Raw genomic sequence first — 17,139 nt, forward strand, 5'->3', positions numbered from 1 at the left:
ACGTTTATCTTTTTAGGCTTTTTACCCACTCTTCCATTGCATTGTTTGCTACCGGATTTGGTGCTTCAAGAAAGCTTATGACAAATTTCTCTCCTAAGTCCGCAACACCGATGCTTCTTGGACGTACACCCATGACTTCGGGTTTTGGCAGCTCTTTTCCGAAACAAAAGACGATATTCTTTGCTGCTCGAATATTGGGAGCTATTTCGCCATCTTGAAGGGATGTAGTATGCGCATAGTGATCAAATGTAGCAATATATACTGCTACAGGATGAGTTTCGATCTTCTCTTTGAGATAATTTATGATCTCGTCAACACTTTTGTGGACTGTTTCCTCTTTATTGAGTTCCAAAACAAATAAAGGATACTTTTCCATCAATGTTATCTGTTTCATGAGGCTCCTTGGTAAAAATTTTACAAATTATAACTATTTAAAATGAAAATCATTAATAGAGTTTATCTAAGTTGGGTTTATTAAATTTTTTGCAAGATTTGATCCAGTAGTGATGTAGGAAGTAATCTTTTTAAGATTGATAAAATGTAAGATGCTTTTGTAATGTGATATCTTGGTTTGGGATGCGGTGTTTGCATAATATCCACAATGATTTTTGCTGCCTCTTCACTGGTGAGAGTAAATGGAGGATCGTTTGTACCTTGCATTCTTTGGAGTTCCGCTTCATAAGCTTTTTGGTGAGGACTCTTTTGCACATCGATATATTCTAAAAATTTTTGAAGAGCGTTGGTGCGAAAATTACTTATAACCGGTCCGGTATTGAGCGTGATGACTTCTATGCCGCTTTCTTGAAGTTCCAGGCGCAGTGTATCGGTGTAGCCTTCAAGTGCAAATTTGCTTGCATTGTATGCGCCGCGATATTTCAAAGCTACAAGACCCAAAACGGAACTATGTTGAATGATTCGTCCATAACCCTGTTTTCGCATAACAGGAATGATTTTTTGTGTTAATGCATGCCAGCCAAAAAGATTGGTTTCAAACTGTTTTTGTAATGCTTCAAAAGGCAAATCCTCCAAAGCCCCAGGCTGGCCGTAAGCAGCGTTATTAAAGAGAATATCCAGTTGGCCTTCGCTTTTTTTCAAGACCTCTTCGATAGCATTGTATATTGATTGAATATCGGTTAGTTCTAAATAGATTGGTTCCAAGCCAAGCGTGGCCAGCTTTTGAAGGTCCTGCTTTTTTCTTGCAGTTGCAAAAACTTGATAGCCCTCTTTTTTGCATAGTTTTGCAGTCTCCAGTCCTATCCCGCTGCTTGCACCGGTAATAAGTACTACTTTACGCATTTGGGATGAATTTCAGACAGACTCCGTTGATACAGAAGCGCAAGCCCGTCGGAGGGGGACCATCTTCAAAAACGTGTCCCAGGTGTGCTTTGCATTTGGCACAATGCACTTCTGTTCGAATCATTCCGTGACTCGTATCAGTAGATTCTTCTACCACGTCAGGTGCAATGGGTTCATAAAAGCTTGGCCACCCAGTTCCTGAATCGAACTTTGCTTGTGAGGAAAAAAGAGGCGTCTCGCAACATTTACATAGATAGAACCCTTCTCTTTTTTCGCTGTACAAAGGACTTGTAAAAGCTGGCTCTGTTCCACGCTCGAACATCACGTGATATTCAAAAGGTGTGAGCTTCTCTTTACACTTCATAGTTGATTTCCAACTCTTTTGCCGTTTGGATATATACATTGTAATCGTGTGCGTTATGTAGCACGCATAGAACTTCCATTTCGTAGTAAGCACACTCTTTCAAGAACCAATCAATGGTAGAGAGTGCTATTTGACTCGCTTTTTCGATGGGATACCCATAAACGCCGGTACTAATAGATGGAAAGGCGATAGAGTATAGTTCATAGCTTCTGGCTATACATAAGGAGTTTTCGTAGCAGCGATGCAAAATAGAAGCTTCATTATGTGTGCCTCCACGCCAGACAGGACCCGGTGTGTGGATCACCCATTTGGCTGGCAAGTTGTAGCCGTGGGTGATTTTTGCCTGCCCTGGATTTGCACCGCCTAACGTTTTGCATTCTTCCAAAAGTTTTGGTCCCGCTGCTCTATGAATCGCTCCATCAACGCCCCCTCCTCCAAGAAGCGACGGATTGGCGGCATTGACGATAGCATCTACTGTAAGTTTGGTGATATCGCCTTGGATAATTCTTATTGACACCCTAAGCACTCCATACTTCTATCAGCTACATCTTGTACAACTTCTGGAGATTGGCTTCTTAGATAGTAGGTCGATTTGAGTCCAAGTTTCCAAGCGAGGGTATAAATCTCATGCAAATATTTTCCGCTTGCTCTATCGAGCCGGATAAAGATATTAACGCTCTGGCCCTGATCAATCCATTTTTGTCGAACAGCTGCCGCTTTGATGAGCAGGCGTTGATCAAGGTCGTATGCCGGGGTATAGTATTGCCATGTATCAGGGCTGAGGTTTGGCACGACAACGGGAATGAGCCCAGAGAGGTTCTCTTCAAACCATTTTCTTTTATAGACCGGCTCGATTGTCTGTGTTGTACCAGTAAGAATGGAGATGGAACTTGTAGGTGCGATAGCCATTAAATAGCCGTTTCGCATTCCGTCTCGTTTTACTTTTTCTCTGAGTTCATTCCAATCATAGATATATCCGAAAAGTCCTCCCCGATCGGGAGTCAGTTTTTTTGCCTCTTTGTTGGCTGTATCGATAGGAAGGATGCCTTTTGCCCATTTGGAGTTTTCAAAAAGTGGATAGACTCCTTTTTCTACTGCCAGATTGGAAGAGGATCGAATGGCATTGTAACTAATCATCTCCATAATCTCATCGATCTTTTTGAAGTGCTCATCGCTTCCCCACTCAATTTTGTGCTCAGCCAACATCTGCGCTTCGCCCATGACACCTAGGCCAATGGATCGTGTTTGAAGATTTGTTTTTTTCACTTTTTCCAAAGGGTAGAAGTTCAAATCAATCACGTTATCAAGCATTCGAATGGCGATAGGAACAACTCGTTCGATATCCTCTTTCGTGTTGACTTTGCTGAGGTTCACGCTGGCGAGATTACAAACGGCGGTCAGCCCGTCAACTTTCTCTTTTTCGACGATAAAAACCTTTTTCCCGTTGATCGAATCGATACTTGAAATCTTTTTCGCTTTTTTTACGATACCCGTATCAATGCGGATCTCATCCTCTTCATCGTAATATTCTATGCTGCCATCTTCATATTTGATCTTGACTTTGTAGTAGTTCGGTTCTGTATTTTGAAAGATTTCCGTACAGAGATTCGAGCTTCTAATAATTCCTGCATGGTCGTTTGGATTGCATTTGTTGGCGTTGTCCTTGAAACAAAGAAACGGACTTCCCGTCTCAAAGTAGCTTCTTAGAATCAGTTTCCAAAGCTCTTTTGCCCGTACCTGCTCTTTGAGGATATCGTCTCTTTTTTCATATTCCAAATAGCGCTTTTCGAACTCTTCTCCCCACACTTCTGTAAGATCACTTGTCTCATATGGATCAAACAGTGTCCAGATACCATCTTCAGCAACCCGTTTCATAAACAGATCATTGATCCAAAGGGCAGGAAAGAGATCATGGGCACGTCTGCGCTCCTCGCCGCTATTTTTTTTGAGATCGATAAAATCTTTGATATCCATATGCCACGGTTCGATATAAACAGCGATCGCCCCTTTCCGGGTACCCAATTGATCAACGGCTATAGCGATATCGTTTGTGATTTTCAAAAAGGGAACGATCCCGCCGGCTGCATGTTTGTGTCCGTCGATGTAGCTTCCCATCGCTCTGACTCTGCTCCAGTCCCAGCCTATACCGCCGCCATATTTGCTCAGTAGCGCCATCTCTTTGTAGCTGTCAAAAATCCCTTCGATATTGTCCGGTGTTGAGCCGATATAGCAGGAGCTGAGCTGATGGCGAGTGGTTCTGGCATTGGAAAGAGTCGGTGTGGCGACCATGACTTCAAACTTGCTGATCACATCGTAAAACCGTTTTGCCCAGCTTTGGCAATCGAGTTCATTTTGGGCCAAAAACATAGCAACTGCCATAAAAAGCTGTTGGGGAAGTTCTATTGGATGATTGTTCCTGTCTTTGAGAAGATATCTGTCATAAAGGGTTCTGATACCAAGATAAGTGAACTGCAGGTCTCTTTCAGGCTTGATATAGTCATTGAGGTCATCAAGATCATATTTTTCTTTGAGACCCGGGATGATTCTTCCCTCTTTCTCGCCCTTTTCGAAATATTCTCTTAAGTGTTTATACCCTGTGAACCCACTTACTTTGTGATAGAGATCATACAAAAAGAGCCTGGCTGCTACAAAACTCCAGTTGGGTCTATCTACATCGATTTTGTCGACCGCCGTTCGGATGAGAGTCTGCTGGATCTCTTCTGTGGTGATACCGTCTCGAAACTGGATTTTTGCATCAACTTCCAGTTCACTTTGGCTTACCCCTTCCAGTCCTTCACAGGCAGCCTTGGTATATTTTTGGATTTTTGTGATATCGAGGGGTTCTACTCGACCATTTCTTTTGACGACGCGGATCATTAACCCTCCTCTGTAAAAACTCGTGCAAAGATTCTATCCACGTTTTTTGTATAGTAGCTATAATCAAAAAAGCTTCGTATCTCCTCTTCGCTAATTTTTTGGGTCAACTCTTTGTCTTCCAAAAGGTACTGTAAAAAGAGGCTCTCTCCCCGTTCATTGATTGGTGCATGCCCCTCTTGGATCTGCTCCCATACTTTCATGGCATTTCTTTGCACGATTTTGTATGCATCCTCTCGTGTTACACCTCGTTTGGTAAGTTCAAGCAGTACTCTTTGGCTAAAGACAAGTCCACCTGTTAGATTGAGATTTTTCATCATATTTTTTGGATAGACCACAAGATTGGCAATAACGTTATTGAGTCGATGCAAGGCAAAATCGAGGGTGATAAACCCATCTGGTAGAATGAAGCGTTCTACTGAAGAGTGGCTGATATCTCGCTCATGCCAAAGGGCCACATTCTCAAGTGCCGGGATTGCCATAGAGCGGATTTGACGTGCAAGACCTGTGAGGTTTTCACTCAAAACCGGATTTCGTTTGTGTGGCATTGCTGAGCTTCCCTTTTGCCCCTTACTGAAATATTCCTCTGCTTCATACACTTCTGTTCTTTGGAAATGTCGAATATTGACAGCAATCTTTTCGATAGTGGAAGCGACCAGTGCCATTGTGGTAAAGAGTCTAGCGTATCTGTCTCGTTGAACTACTTGATTGGAGACAGGTGCCGGCTTCAGACCTAACTCTTCACACACATACTCTTCAAGTTCCATTGGTGCATGGGCAAAGTTCCCCATGGCCCCGCTTACTTTTCCAACACTTATCACTTCTAAAGTCTCTTCGAGGTTTTTGAGATGTCTTGCAAATTCGTCATACCAGATCGCCAAAACGAGCCCAAAAGTGATAGGCTCTCCATGGATTCCATGGCTTCGTCCCACCATTAGTGTCATTTTATGCTCAAAGGCTCTTTTTTTGATAGACTCCATCACCATCTTCACATCTTCGATAATAAGCTTCAATGAGTCTCGCATCTGAAGAGCCACTGCTGTGTCAATCGTATCAGAACTTGTCATTCCGTAATGTACCCAGCGCGACTCTGGTCCCAAAGACTCTGCTACGCTTGTTAAAAATGCAATGACATCATGTTTTGTCTCTTTTTCAATCTCATCGATTCTTTTGACATCAAACTTTGCATTTTTTAAAATCTTTTCCATATCCTCTTTTGGAATGAGTCCCAGTCGGTTCCATGCTTTGACAGCAGCAAGCTCCACATCGAGCCACGTCTGATATTTCGCCTGTTGCGTCCACTTCTCAGCCATCTCTTTTCGCGCATATCTCTCTACCATTGCCATCCTTTTTCATGAAAAAAGCTTCTTTAAATTTATTATAATGCTATCAAAATAAAACTTCTGAAATGATTAAAAGGAAAAGCTTGCCGTTTATTCGAAAAATAATAAAAACTAATAAACCAATCAAACTTTTCCTTCTGCTGATGCGTTCATTCAATATTTCACAATCACAAGCCCAAAAAATGATCGATACGAGAAAAATCTATCAAAATGGAAAACTCATAACGGATAAATCGGCAGTCGTAGAGGGAGAGTTGGAGGTTGTCGTATTTGAGCCTGTCACGAAGGGATTGGAGCCGATATTTGAAACAAAAGATTTTGTACTTTATGACAAGCCAAGCGGGATAATGGTGCATCCAAGAAATAGAAATACACACTATACATTGATCGATGAGATTCGCTATCGATACGGTCCTCAAGCAAATATTGTCCATAGAATAGACAAAGAGACGAGTGGTCTTGTGCTTGCCAGTACAAACAAGGAAGCAGAAAAAGCACTTAAGCAGATGTTTGAACATAAGCAGATCCAAAAACGTTATTTGGCATTGGTGCGAGGAAATATCGAAAAGCAACTTGTGATCGAAGAGCCAATTGCGCTCAACAGAGACTATTCGAAAATCAAACTCAAAGTGAAAATTGATCCAAATGGCAAATATGCCAAAACTATCATCAATCCTTTGAAACAGTTTGGCTCGTTTACTCTCGTGGAGGCGATACCGATTACCGGGAGGCAGCATCAAATCCGCATCCATTTGTTTCACGTGAAACATCCAATACTGGGTGATCCGATATATGGCCCTACTACTGAAGATTCCATACGGTATTTAGATGGGCTGATGGATGAGCGAGAACGCGTTGTCGCAACAGGTGCGAAAAGATTGATGCTACATGCGCATACAGTAGAATTTACCTACAAGGATACACAATATAAAATTGTCTCAAATAGAGATTTTTTACAAGAGTATTTAACCAGTTTGACTAAATAAATTCAACAAAAGAACAAATTCTGGACACTTCTCAAGAGCTAAAAATTACAAACGCTAAAGCGTCCTTATGGGTTACGTGAATTTTTTAACGCTTTTGTTTTGTTATATTGTCTTAGGCTATACGGTGTAAAATCTTTTTATTCTCCATAAAACGTTTCATATTTTCGACAGATATTTTTCTAATTCTTTCCAATGCCTCTTTTGTATAGTAGGCCATATGGGGAGTGTAGCGGATATTTGATTTTTGAATGAGTTGTAAAAAGTCGGAAGTTGGATTTTTCAAGAGCTCTTTTTCTCCCTCAAATACATCGAGCCCTATTCCGTAAATACGATCGCTAAGATACTCAATAGCTTCTCTACTGATCACTTCGCCTCTTGCAACATTGATCACGACCGCATGAGGTTGGAGGAGTTTCGCTTTTTGGATATCCAGCATATGATAGGTTTGAGGTGTCAGAGGAACGGCAAACATGACAACATCACTGGTTTGAAGGAGTTTGTCATAATTGCTTTTTTCAATATTGTATTGAGAGCAGAAAGCCTCATCGTAATGACGAGTATAGGCTTGGATATTCATCCCAAATCCATGGGCAATTCGAGCCATTTGCTTTCCAATCGTTCCAAGTCCTACGATCCCTAATCTCTTTTCAAAGAGCTCAAATCCCAAAAGATCTTTATAGACAAAACTGCCCTCTTTGGCTCTTGCAATAGCGATATCTGTCTTTCGTGATATATTGAGCAGAAGCGAAAAAGCAAATTCTGCAACAGGAGGTCCTGCATATCCTTGAACATTGGATACGATAATGCCTCGTTTTTTGCACTCTTCTAAATCGATATGATCAAATCCGGTGGATCGTGTTTGGATGTAGTGAAGAGAGGGGAGAAGTTCTAAAACAGACCGATCTATTTTGGAATGTACGAAGATACTGATCGCTTCATACGCTTTTTTCTCGTGCACTGCGTGGTTGATGTCTTGTGTATAAAAATCGATTTTTGCTTCCAGCTGTTGAAAAACTTCTTGACACTTTGTATCCGCTTCAAAAATGGCAATGTTCACTTTTTCCCTTTAAAAGTAACGACAATGAAGCCTATAAGGCCTACTAGAACGGTTCCAGCAATGATAAGTATCATCGCATCATCAAGCATTGTCATCTTTATGCTCCTCATGTTCTATAGTGATTTTCACGAATGCCACTACCATAAAAATAACAGCTATAATAAGTATCAGTGCCATTATCAGCTCATAATTTTTAAAGGGTACATCCATGACTTTTCTCCTTTAATTGTCCACATGCTGCACTGATATCAAGCCCTTTTGATTCCCGAATAGTGCACAGCACGCCATGATCCAAAAGATATTTTTGAAAAGCTTCTACGTCCTTTGGTTCTGGTCTTTGAAAAGGGCTTCCTGGATACGGGTTGAAATAGATGAGATTCACTTTTGCTTTTATACCATGGAGAAGCTTGACAAGTTTTTTTGCTGCCTTTAAATCGTCATTGAGATTTTTGATCATAAGATATTCAAACATCACTCGTTTTCTTTGATCGATTGGAAATTCTCTGACAGCTTGAATGACACTTTCGATATTGTACGCTTTGTTGATTGGCATCAATTTTTGTCGCAGATCATCATCCACTGCATGAAGACTGATTGCAAGGAGTACGCCAAGATTCATTTCCCCTAATTTTTTGATCTTTGGAGCGAGGCCGCTTGTCGAGATTGTTTGGCGTCTTGGACTGATGCTCATTCCATGCTCATCGCTAAATATTTTGACCGCTTTTGCGACATTTTCAAGATTATCCAAGGGTTCACCCATACCCATATAGACAATGTTGACTCTTCTGTTTACTGGAATATTGTTCTCTTCTCGGATAGTTAATACCTGTCCCACGATTTCACCGGGAGTTAGATTGCGGACAAAGCCACCTTTTGCAGTCAGACAAAATTCACACCCCACTTTGCATCCTACCTGGCTTGAAACGCACACAGTATAGCGTGCTTCTTTGAGGATATTACCCTTTTCATCTCTCTCCTCTTTCTTCATAGGAAGCAGTACACTTTCCACTGTATGGCCATCTTGTAGTCCCAACAGATACTTTTTGCTTCCATCTTTGCTTACCTCTACATTGAGGATCTTTGGTGGAGTGATAGTGAATTTTTCTTTCAGTTCTTCGCGCATCGATTTTGGAAGATTGCTCATACTCTCAAAATCTTTGGTCCCTTTTTGATAGATCCATTGATATATCTGGTTTGCACGAAATTTTGGAGTTACTTCTTGCTGCAGTTCTTCTTTGGTGAGATCTAAAATATTTTTCATACTCGAAATTTCTCCTTGATAAAACGTTCCAATATGTTCATAGCTTCACGTATATTCGATTTATATGCTTCATGAGCATTCGTATCACAAAAATTGGTCACGACGAAAATACCAGCTGCCGGTATTTCAAACTCTTTTGATACCTGCAAAACGGAAAAAAACTCCATATTTTCTAAGCCGATTCCTGCTTTTTGAAAATAGTTCCAAGAAGAGCTATCTGTTGTGATATAGTTTGATGAATTGATGATTGTTTCATGTGAAACATTCAATCCTTCACTCATTATTACATTATCTATCGGCGTGTATGATTTTTTTTCCCAAAAAGAGATCTCAATCTGCGAAGCTCCCCTGCTTTGGACTATGTCAAAAATGTCATATTTGCCATAACTACCTGCAGAACCGATAAAAAGCAAAAACTCCGGTTTGTCAAAGAGAGCGAGCCGCGTAAGATTGATGCTTGATTCGATAAGCCCAACTCCTATCGGGTAAGCAAAGGGGAATATTTCTGATTTTCCAGCACATACGATCATAATCTTACCGGTATCCCTTCCTTTTGCAGATACTGCTTCAACTCCATGATATCGATCTCTTTAAAGTGAAAGATACTTGCAGCAAGTGCTGCATCTGCATGCCCTTTTGTAAAGGCGTCTTTGATATGTTCCATCGTTCCTGCTCCCCCGCTGGCAATGACCGGTATTTCAACAGCATCACTGATAGCACGTGTAAGTTCCAGATCATATCCCGCTTTTGTTCCGTCTGCATCCATACTGGTAAGCAGTATCTCGCCGGCTCCTCTATTATAAACCTCTTTTGCCCATTCGATTGCATCTTTGCCGCTGTCATGTCTGCCACCAGCAGTAAAAACATGCCAACTATCACCTACTCTTTTAGCGTCGATTGCTACTACGATGCATTGACTTCCAAAACGCTTTGCAGCCTCATTGACAAATTCCGGTCTTTTGACGGCAGCCGAATTGATGCTCACTTTATCGCATCCTACTGCCAAAAGTTTATAAATATCCTCCAATTCTCGAATACCGCCTCCGACCGTAAGGGGGATAAATACCTCTTTTGCCACCTCTTCGACAATGTGAACGATAGTGTCCCGTTCTTCATAGGTTGCGGTGATATCGAGAAAGGTTATTTCGTCAGCTCCCTCTTCATTGTAGCGTTTCGCAACTTCAACTGGATCTCCGGCATCTTTAAGTCCTACAAAATTGACTCCCTTAACAACACGTCCTTTATCTACGTCGAGACATGGAATGATACGTTTTGCAAAGTATTCTTGCATTGTCAATATACCTTCTATAAGTTTTTGTATATTATACTACGTTTATGACACTCAAGCAGTTTCAAGAAATTATCAAAATCTTGCGTGATGAATATAAGAAGTGGGACGCTCCCGCAAAGCGGCTTTCACAAAGCTATAGGTACAAACGCACTCCGTTTACCATTTTGATATCTACGGTTTTGAGTTTTCGCACCAAAGATGAAGTAACTTTTGATGCAGCACATAGACTTTTTGCTATTGCAGACAATCCATATGATATGCTTAATGTTTCACGTGAAACAATCGAACAAGCGATCTATCCCGTGGGATTTTATAGAGAAAAAGCAAAGAGTATACATACAATTTCGAAAGAGTTGATAGAAAAATTTGGTGGAAATGTTCCCAATACCCTTGAAGCGCTGACAAGCATAAAAGGTGTTGGGCCTAAAACGGCTAAAATAGTCCTAGAAAACGCTTTTGGAAAATCTTATGTGGCGGTTGATACCCATGTGCATCGTATCTGCAACAGATGGGGATTGGTGCATACGAAAAATCCACAAGAAACGGACAAAATACTCGAAAAGATATTGAAAGAAGAAGATAAAAAAGGACTCAACAAAGTTCTTGTATCATTTGGGCAGATACTATGTAAACCGCAAAAACCAAATTGCGAAGAGTGTCCTGTAAAAGAGACCTTAAAGGATTTTGGCATAATATGTACAGATCCGTAAATATATTTGACATATTAATATAAACGCGCTATATTTAATCCATTCTTTATCAATGATAGGATACAATCTTTGGAAATTGCGGCAAAAAAGAAGTACGGGCAGAATTTTTTAAAAGATAAAAGCGTAGTCAACAAAATCATCCAATCGATGCCCAGCACAGACCATGCGGTGGTAGAAATTGGGCCTGGATTAGGTGATTTGACGCAAGAGCTATTGAAGAAGAAAGATGTGATAGCTTTTGAGATCGATCCTGATCTGTGTACGTTATTGCAAGAGAAGTTCCACAAATATCTTGAAAAAGGTGCATTGGAACTTCGATGCGGAGATGTATTGGATCGATGGAAGCAGCATCTTGTGGATGTAGAGTATGATCTTGTAGCGAACCTACCCTATTATGTAGCGACCAATATTGTCTTAAAAGCTTTGAGAGATCGGAACTGTAAAAATATATTGGTGATGCTACAAAAAGAGGTAGCGGATAAGTTTTGTGCAAAACCGGGCCAAAGAGAGTTTTCGGCTCTTTCTGTTCTGGCAGATTCTGTGGGAGAAGTCAAAAGAGTTACTGTTGTCAAACCAGACTCTTTTACTCCTCCTCCGAAAGTGGATTCGGCTGTTATTTTGATCAAAAAAAATACTTCATTGGAAGATGAGGGTTTTGAGAAGTTTTTGAAAATAGCTTTTAAACAGCCCAGGAAAACTCTTTTGAAAAATCTTGCGCAAAACTATCCTAAGGAGCTACTCCAACAACTCTTCCAGACACTGGGTGTTGCTTCCAATATTCGACCTCATGAAGCTAACACATCTATCTATCACCGGCTATATGAAATGTTAAAGGAGAAGATAGATGGAGCAACAACCCAGAAACAACCAACAAAACGGTAATCAACAACGAAATCAACAGCGTAGAAATCAAAACTACAACCAGGGTGTCTACAAAGACATAAAAAAAGCCCTGGCTGCCAATGAACGGATGCAGCAAAGTCGTTTGACTCCTAGGGTAAATACAAAAAGTAATGCCAAAGTGAAAATCACTCCTTTGGGGGGACTTGGAGAAATTGGAGGAAATATCACCGTCTTTGAGACGGAAAAAAGCGCTATTGTAATTGATGTTGGAATGAGCTTTCCAACAGAAGATATGCATGGTGTGGATATTTTGGTACCGGACTTCTCCTATCTTCGACAGATTAAAAACAAAATCAAAGGGATTGTCATCACTCATGCCCATGAGGACCATATCGGTGCAGTACCCTATCTTTTTAAAGAGATGCAGTTTCCAATTTACGGTACTCCCCTTCCCCTTGGAATGATTGGAAATAAATTTGATGAACATGGTATGAGTAAATATAAAAGCTATTTTCGCTATATCGAAAAAAGAAAGCCGATCAAGATTGGAGATTTTGAAGTAGAGTGGATGCATATGACCCATTCCATCATCGATGCAAGCTCTTTGGCAATAACGACGGAAGCGGGGACTATCATCCATACGGGAGATTTCAAAATAGATCATACACCGATAGACGGATATCCGGCAGATTTGCATAGACTTGCATACTATGGAGAACGAGGCGTATTATTGCTTCTGTCTGATTCTACCAATTCACACAATCCCGGGATTACAAAATCGGAAGCGAGTGTCGGTCCGACATTTGATCTGCTCTTTTCCAGGGCCAAAGGCCGTGTTTTGATGAGTACCTTCTCCTCCAACATCCACAGAGTCTATCAAGCCATTGAGCACGGCATCAAATATGGAAGAAAAGTCTGTATTATCGGACGGTCTATGGAGCGAAATTTAGAGATCACTATGGAGCTTGGCTATGTGAAATTGCCCCAAAATATCTTCATCGAGCCGCATGAACTTGGCAAATATAGAGATGATGAGATTTTGATCGTAACGACAGGAAGCCAGGGCGAGTCGATGAGTGCGTTATATAGAATGGCGACAAACGAGCATCGTCATGTGAAAATCAAACCAAGCGATACGATTATTCTCTCGGCCAAAGCGATTCCGGGGAATGAACGAAGTGTTTCAAGCCTTATCAACTTTATCCAAAAATGTGGTGCAACGGTGGCGTATCAAGATTTTAGCGAGATTCATGTCTCAGGACACGCGGCCCAGGAGGAGCAAAAATTGATGCTGCGTCTTGTGAAGCCAAAATTTTTCTTGCCGGTGCATGGAGAGTATAATCATTTGATGAAGCATAAAGAGACGGCTGTCAAATGTGGAATTCCAGAACGCAATATCTACCTCATGAGTGACGGAGATCAGATTGAGGTGAGCCCAAAATATATGAAAAAAGTAGGAACCGTCAAAACAGGAAAAGCCTATATCGATAATCAGCTCAATGAAGAGATTGAAAGCGATGTGGTGATCGATAGGCAAAAAATGGCAACAGAAGGGATTGTGATCATTGTGGCGCAAATCGCAAAAGATACGAAAAAATTCATCACGCCACCAAAAGTCTCCAGTTTTGGACTTGTTGCAGATAAAAAAGATAAAGAGTTCGAAAAAGAGATCAGTACGCTCCTTGAGCAGTTTTTGATGAATAAACCGGAACTTGTCGAGGCTCCGAAGAAGTTGGAGAACGATTTTCGACAGGTTGTTCGAAAGCATATTTTTAGAAAATACAAAAAATATCCGACAATCGTTCCAACTCTTTTTATCATGTGAGGAAGGATATGTTTTACGCCCAAATAGCAAAAGAGGTTTTGGATATTGAATCCAAAGCTTTGCAGGATGCACAAAAGAGAATTGCAGACAATATCGATAAAGCGGTTGAGCTGATCTACAATATCAAAGGAAAGCTTATCGTTACCGGGGTTGGTAAAAGCGGCCTTGTGGGCAGCAAGATTGCTGCTACATTCGCTTCCACCGGAACGCCAAGCTTTTTTATCCATCCAACAGAGGCTTTGCATGGAGATCTTGGAATGATCGGCAAAGAGGATGGCGTTCTGGCTATTAGCTACAGCGGGGAGAGCGAAGAACTTATCAAAATACTTCCCCACATCAAACGTTTTGATATACCTCTTATTGGTATGAGTTCAAACCCCGACTCCTCTTTGGGGCGTTATAGTGATGTGTTTATATCGATTGCCGTTGAAAAGGAGGCATGCCCGCTGCAGGCCGCCCCTACCGCTTCGACAACCCTGACAATGGCGCTGGGTGATGCTTTGGCTGTATGTTTGATGAAAAAGAGAAATTTTCAGGTGAAAGATTTTGCCTCTTTTCATCCAGGAGGCAGTTTGGGCAGAAGACTCTATGTGAAGGTGAAAGATTTGATGCGAACCGAAAATCTTCCAATCATCGATGAGAAGACACCTTTGAAAGAGGCTATTGTTGTTATGAGCGAAGGAAAACTTGGCAATGTTTTGATCAAAAATGGGGAAGGAAAACTGGTAGGAGTTTTGAGTGACGGTGATTTGAGAAGAGCGTTGATGAGCGATCATTTTTCCCTAGAAACTCCGGCATTTGAGTTTGCCACAAAAAACCCGAAGGCAATCGAAGATGAAAATATGCTGGCAAGTGACGCGCTGCGACTCATTGAGCAGCATAAGATACAGATGTTGGCTGTCACAAAAAATGGTACAGTACAAGGAGTACTTCATATTCATGATTTGGTAGAGGCTGGAATCAAATGAGACTCAATAAATATATTTCACACAATACGACCTACTCCAGGCGTGAAGCCGATAGGCTGATACAAGAGGGCTTTGTCAAAGTGAATCGTCAAGTTGTCAAAGAGCCATTTTATGATGTACAAGAGGGTGATAAGGTTTTTGTAAAAGGCAAGCTTATAAAACCAAAAGTGGACTATACAGTCATTGTCTACAACAAACCAAAAGGGGAGCTTGTAACCAAAAAGGATGACAGGGGGCGAAAAACGATCTATGACTCTTTGCCTAAAAAGTTTGCCCACTATATTCCGGTAGGAAGGCTCGATTTTGCAAGCGAGGGGCTTTTACTTCTTACAGATTCTCCAAAGATTGCCCAAGCTCTCATGGAAAGCGATATTCCAAGAGTATATAACGTGAAGATCAAAGGAGAAGTGACCCCAAAAATGGAAGAGGCGATGCGTGAAGGATTAGAGCTTGAGAACGCAACGGCCGGGGCCCATGAGAAAAGCAACATTACTTCTATGAAGTTTGCACCCTTTTTTGCTTATAGAATCGATAAAAACGCCCCTACCTTCAGTAAACTCAAAGTTGCGCTGACTGAAGGGAAAAACAGAGAAATAAGACGATTCTTTGCGCATTTTGGCAAAGATGTGGTAGACTTAAAAAGAGTGGAATATGGCTGGATCAAACTCAACGCCCTGCCAACGGGTAAAACAAGATATTTGAGTAAAAAAGAGTATGAAAAACTTCGAGAATTTTTAAAGGAACTGAATGCAAACAATTCAGATAAAAACAAGTCATAAATCGGAGATGATCGAAATCACGGAGATTGTAAAAGAAGCAGTCATTCGGAGTGGTGTGAGCAATGGCAACTGCATCGTCTACTCACCTCATACGACTACAGGTGTTTTACTGTTTGAAAATGTCGATCCAAATCTGCAACGAGACTATCTAGCGCACATGAGTCGACTTGTGCCAAAAAGCGATCGATATGCCCATGGCTCCAATGCGGATGCCCACTTAAAAAGCGCTCTTTGCGGCAATAGCGTCAGTATTCCTGTTGTCGATGCCAAACTGATGCTTGGTGAGTGGCAAGGGATATTTTTTTGTGAATTTGACGGACCAAGAGAGCAAAGAAACCTCTATATCAAAGTAGTCAATGGATAGATACCGCCCCAAACATTTAGATGAGTTTGTGGGACAACGACATCTCCTTGCTCCCAAAGCCCCCTTTTTGACACTTTTAAAAAAAAGAGCCTTGCCCCATTCCTTCTTTTATGGACCTCCCGGTACAGGAAAGACTACCCTTGCGCGAATTGTCGCAAATCTGTATGAGAGTGACTTCTTCGAACTCAATGCCACAAGTCTCAAAATAGAAGAGATACGAAACATTGTAAAGCGTTATAAAGGAAGTTTTATAAAGCCAATTTTGTTTATCGACGAAGTCCATAGACTTTCCAAAAATCAGCAAGAGGTTTTGCTCCCAATCATGGAAAAAGAGGAGGCGCTCATTTTGGGAGCAAGTACCGAAAATCCTTTTTTTTCGTTGACTGCCGCTATCCGTTCCCGCTCAATGCTTTTTGAGTTTAAACCGTTAAGCGATGAGGAGTTGCAAGAGTTGGTAAAGCGGGTATGTGAAACGCAGCGGTGCTTCATTGATGAAGAGGCAAAAGCGTACCTCATCCGCATCTCCCAGGGTGATGCAAGAAATCTTTTGAAATTTTTGACAAAAGCTGCTGTAATTGAACAAAATATTACGATAGAGCTGCTTCGCTCTTTAGCGCCTACAAGCTATCATGAAGGAAGCAGTACGCAAGAGACCCATTATGCATTGGCAAGCGCACTTATCAAAAGTATACGTGGAAGCGATGTAGATGCTGCTCTATACTATTTAGCAAGACTTATCGAAGGTGGAGAGCCTCCGGAGTTTATTGCAAGACGGCTTGTGATATTTGCCAGTGAAGATATCGGCAATGCAAATCCCAATGCGCTCAATCTTGCCACATCTACGATGATAGCTGTAAAGCACATAGGTTATCCTGAAGCAAGAATCATTTTGTCCCAGTGCGTTATCTATCTTGCATCTTCTCCAAAATCCAATGCTGCCTACAAAGCGATCAACAAAGCGATGAAAATGGTTGAGGATGGAGAGATCTATCCCATTCCAGAATATCTCAAACCACCCAAATTTCTTGGATACAAATATCCGCACGATTATGGAGGATGGGTGGAACAGGCGTATACGACAAAACCACTCAAGATTTACGAAAGTAGCGGTATCGGATATGAAAAGCGGCTTTTAGAGTGGTTGGAAAAGATCAAAAAGGTTCGGTAGCGCTAAAATT

General features: G+C 41.3%; 19 protein-coding genes. 8 read left to right on the forward strand and 11 right to left on the reverse strand.

Annotation, left to right across the window (positions count from 1 at the left end; translation table 11 throughout):
- Positions 1 to 4: 4 nt before the first annotated feature.
- The 6 genes from JG735_RS00215 to purB form a co-directional block, all read right to left on the reverse strand.
- The gene (locus tag JG735_RS00215; RefSeq protein WP_201334874.1) at positions 5 to 394 is read right to left on the reverse strand and encodes a DUF6858 family protein; all 390 of its coding nucleotides are present in this window, start codon (positions 392 to 394) and stop codon (positions 5 to 7) included.
- Between the two features lie 80 nt (positions 395 to 474).
- Positions 475 to 1,296: an SDR family NAD(P)-dependent oxidoreductase gene (locus tag JG735_RS00220; protein ID WP_201334875.1), complete on the reverse strand. Its 822-nt coding sequence runs from the start codon at positions 1,294 to 1,296 to the stop codon at positions 475 to 477.
- The gene (gene msrB / locus JG735_RS00225; RefSeq protein WP_201334876.1) at positions 1,289 to 1,699 is read right to left on the reverse strand and encodes a peptide-methionine (R)-S-oxide reductase MsrB; all 411 of its coding nucleotides are present in this window, start codon (positions 1,697 to 1,699) and stop codon (positions 1,289 to 1,291) included. Before msrB ends, JG735_RS00220 begins: the two co-directional genes overlap by 8 nt.
- Positions 1,650 to 2,177 (reverse strand): O-acetyl-ADP-ribose deacetylase, encoded by a 528-nt coding sequence (locus tag JG735_RS00230; RefSeq protein WP_201334877.1) that lies wholly within the window; start codon positions 2,175 to 2,177, stop codon positions 1,650 to 1,652. Before JG735_RS00230 ends, msrB begins: the two co-directional genes overlap by 50 nt.
- Positions 2,168 to 4,537, reverse strand: a complete 2,370-nt coding sequence (locus JG735_RS00235; RefSeq protein WP_201334878.1) for a ribonucleoside-diphosphate reductase subunit alpha — start codon at positions 4,535 to 4,537, stop codon at positions 2,168 to 2,170. The genes JG735_RS00230 and JG735_RS00235 overlap by 10 nt, the downstream gene beginning before the upstream one ends.
- Positions 4,537 to 5,874: an adenylosuccinate lyase gene (gene purB, locus JG735_RS00240; RefSeq protein WP_201334879.1), complete on the reverse strand. Its 1,338-nt coding sequence runs from the start codon at positions 5,872 to 5,874 to the stop codon at positions 4,537 to 4,539. Before purB ends, JG735_RS00235 begins: the two co-directional genes overlap by 1 nt.
- 86 nt (positions 5,875 to 5,960) lie before the next feature.
- Between purB and JG735_RS00245 the strand changes: the two genes are divergently transcribed.
- Positions 5,961 to 6,863, forward strand: a complete 903-nt coding sequence (locus JG735_RS00245; RefSeq protein ID WP_201334880.1) for an RluA family pseudouridine synthase — start codon at positions 5,961 to 5,963, stop codon at positions 6,861 to 6,863.
- A gap of 112 nt (positions 6,864 to 6,975) precedes the next feature.
- Here the strand turns inward: JG735_RS00245 and JG735_RS00250 are convergent, their stop codons facing one another.
- The 5 genes from JG735_RS00250 to hisF all read right to left on the reverse strand — a co-directional run bounded on the left by JG735_RS00250 (position 6,976) and on the right by hisF (position 10,472).
- Complete coding sequence (locus JG735_RS00250) at positions 6,976 to 7,920, reverse strand: NAD(P)-dependent oxidoreductase (RefSeq protein ID WP_201334881.1); 945 nt, start codon at positions 7,918 to 7,920, stop codon at positions 6,976 to 6,978.
- An 81-nt stretch (positions 7,921 to 8,001) separates the two neighbouring features.
- A complete protein-coding gene (locus JG735_RS09835) occupies positions 8,002 to 8,130 on the reverse strand; it encodes a hypothetical protein (protein WP_255529345.1) in 129 nt (42 codons plus the stop codon).
- Positions 8,114 to 9,181 (reverse strand): 23S rRNA (adenine(2503)-C(2))-methyltransferase RlmN, encoded by a 1,068-nt coding sequence (rlmN, locus tag JG735_RS00255; protein ID WP_201334882.1) that lies wholly within the window; start codon positions 9,179 to 9,181, stop codon positions 8,114 to 8,116. Before rlmN ends, JG735_RS09835 begins: the two co-directional genes overlap by 17 nt.
- Positions 9,178 to 9,711: a purine-nucleoside phosphorylase gene (locus tag JG735_RS00260; protein WP_201334883.1), complete on the reverse strand. Its 534-nt coding sequence runs from the start codon at positions 9,709 to 9,711 to the stop codon at positions 9,178 to 9,180. Before JG735_RS00260 ends, rlmN begins: the two co-directional genes overlap by 4 nt.
- Entirely contained in the window at positions 9,708 to 10,472 is a 765-nt protein-coding gene (gene hisF, locus JG735_RS00265; RefSeq protein WP_201334884.1) for an imidazole glycerol phosphate synthase subunit HisF, read from the reverse strand. The genes JG735_RS00260 and hisF overlap by 4 nt, the downstream gene beginning before the upstream one ends.
- A 44-nt stretch (positions 10,473 to 10,516) precedes the next feature.
- Between hisF and nth the strand changes: the two genes are divergently transcribed.
- From nth to JG735_RS00300, 7 genes are all read left to right on the forward strand, one after another.
- A complete protein-coding gene (gene nth, locus JG735_RS00270) occupies positions 10,517 to 11,182 on the forward strand; it encodes an endonuclease III (RefSeq protein WP_201334885.1) in 666 nt (221 codons plus the stop codon).
- Positions 11,183 to 11,251: 69 nt separating this feature from the next.
- Positions 11,252 to 12,064 (forward strand): 16S rRNA (adenine(1518)-N(6)/adenine(1519)-N(6))-dimethyltransferase RsmA, encoded by an 813-nt coding sequence (rsmA, locus tag JG735_RS00275; protein WP_201334886.1) that lies wholly within the window; start codon positions 11,252 to 11,254, stop codon positions 12,062 to 12,064.
- On the forward strand, positions 12,027 to 13,850 hold the full coding sequence (locus JG735_RS00280; protein WP_201334887.1) for a ribonuclease J: 1,824 nt from the start codon (positions 12,027 to 12,029) through the stop codon (positions 13,848 to 13,850). Before rsmA ends, JG735_RS00280 begins: the two co-directional genes overlap by 38 nt.
- A gap of 8 nt (positions 13,851 to 13,858) precedes the next feature.
- Entirely contained in the window at positions 13,859 to 14,818 is a 960-nt protein-coding gene (locus JG735_RS00285; protein ID WP_201334888.1) for an SIS domain-containing protein, read from the forward strand.
- A complete protein-coding gene (locus JG735_RS00290) occupies positions 14,815 to 15,597 on the forward strand; it encodes a pseudouridine synthase (protein WP_201334889.1) in 783 nt (260 codons plus the stop codon). The genes JG735_RS00285 and JG735_RS00290 overlap by 4 nt, the downstream gene beginning before the upstream one ends.
- On the forward strand, positions 15,566 to 15,961 hold the full coding sequence (locus tag JG735_RS00295) for a secondary thiamine-phosphate synthase enzyme YjbQ (protein ID WP_201334890.1): 396 nt from the start codon (positions 15,566 to 15,568) through the stop codon (positions 15,959 to 15,961). Before JG735_RS00290 ends, JG735_RS00295 begins: the two co-directional genes overlap by 32 nt.
- Positions 15,954 to 17,129: a replication-associated recombination protein A gene (locus JG735_RS00300; RefSeq protein WP_201334891.1), complete on the forward strand. Its 1,176-nt coding sequence runs from the start codon at positions 15,954 to 15,956 to the stop codon at positions 17,127 to 17,129. The genes JG735_RS00295 and JG735_RS00300 overlap by 8 nt, the downstream gene beginning before the upstream one ends.
- Positions 17,130 to 17,139 lie beyond the last annotated feature (10 nt).

Source organism: Nitratiruptor sp. YY08-10, from assembly GCF_016629565.1.
Classification (GTDB): Bacteria; Campylobacterota; Campylobacteria; order Campylobacterales; family Nitratiruptoraceae; genus Nitratiruptor.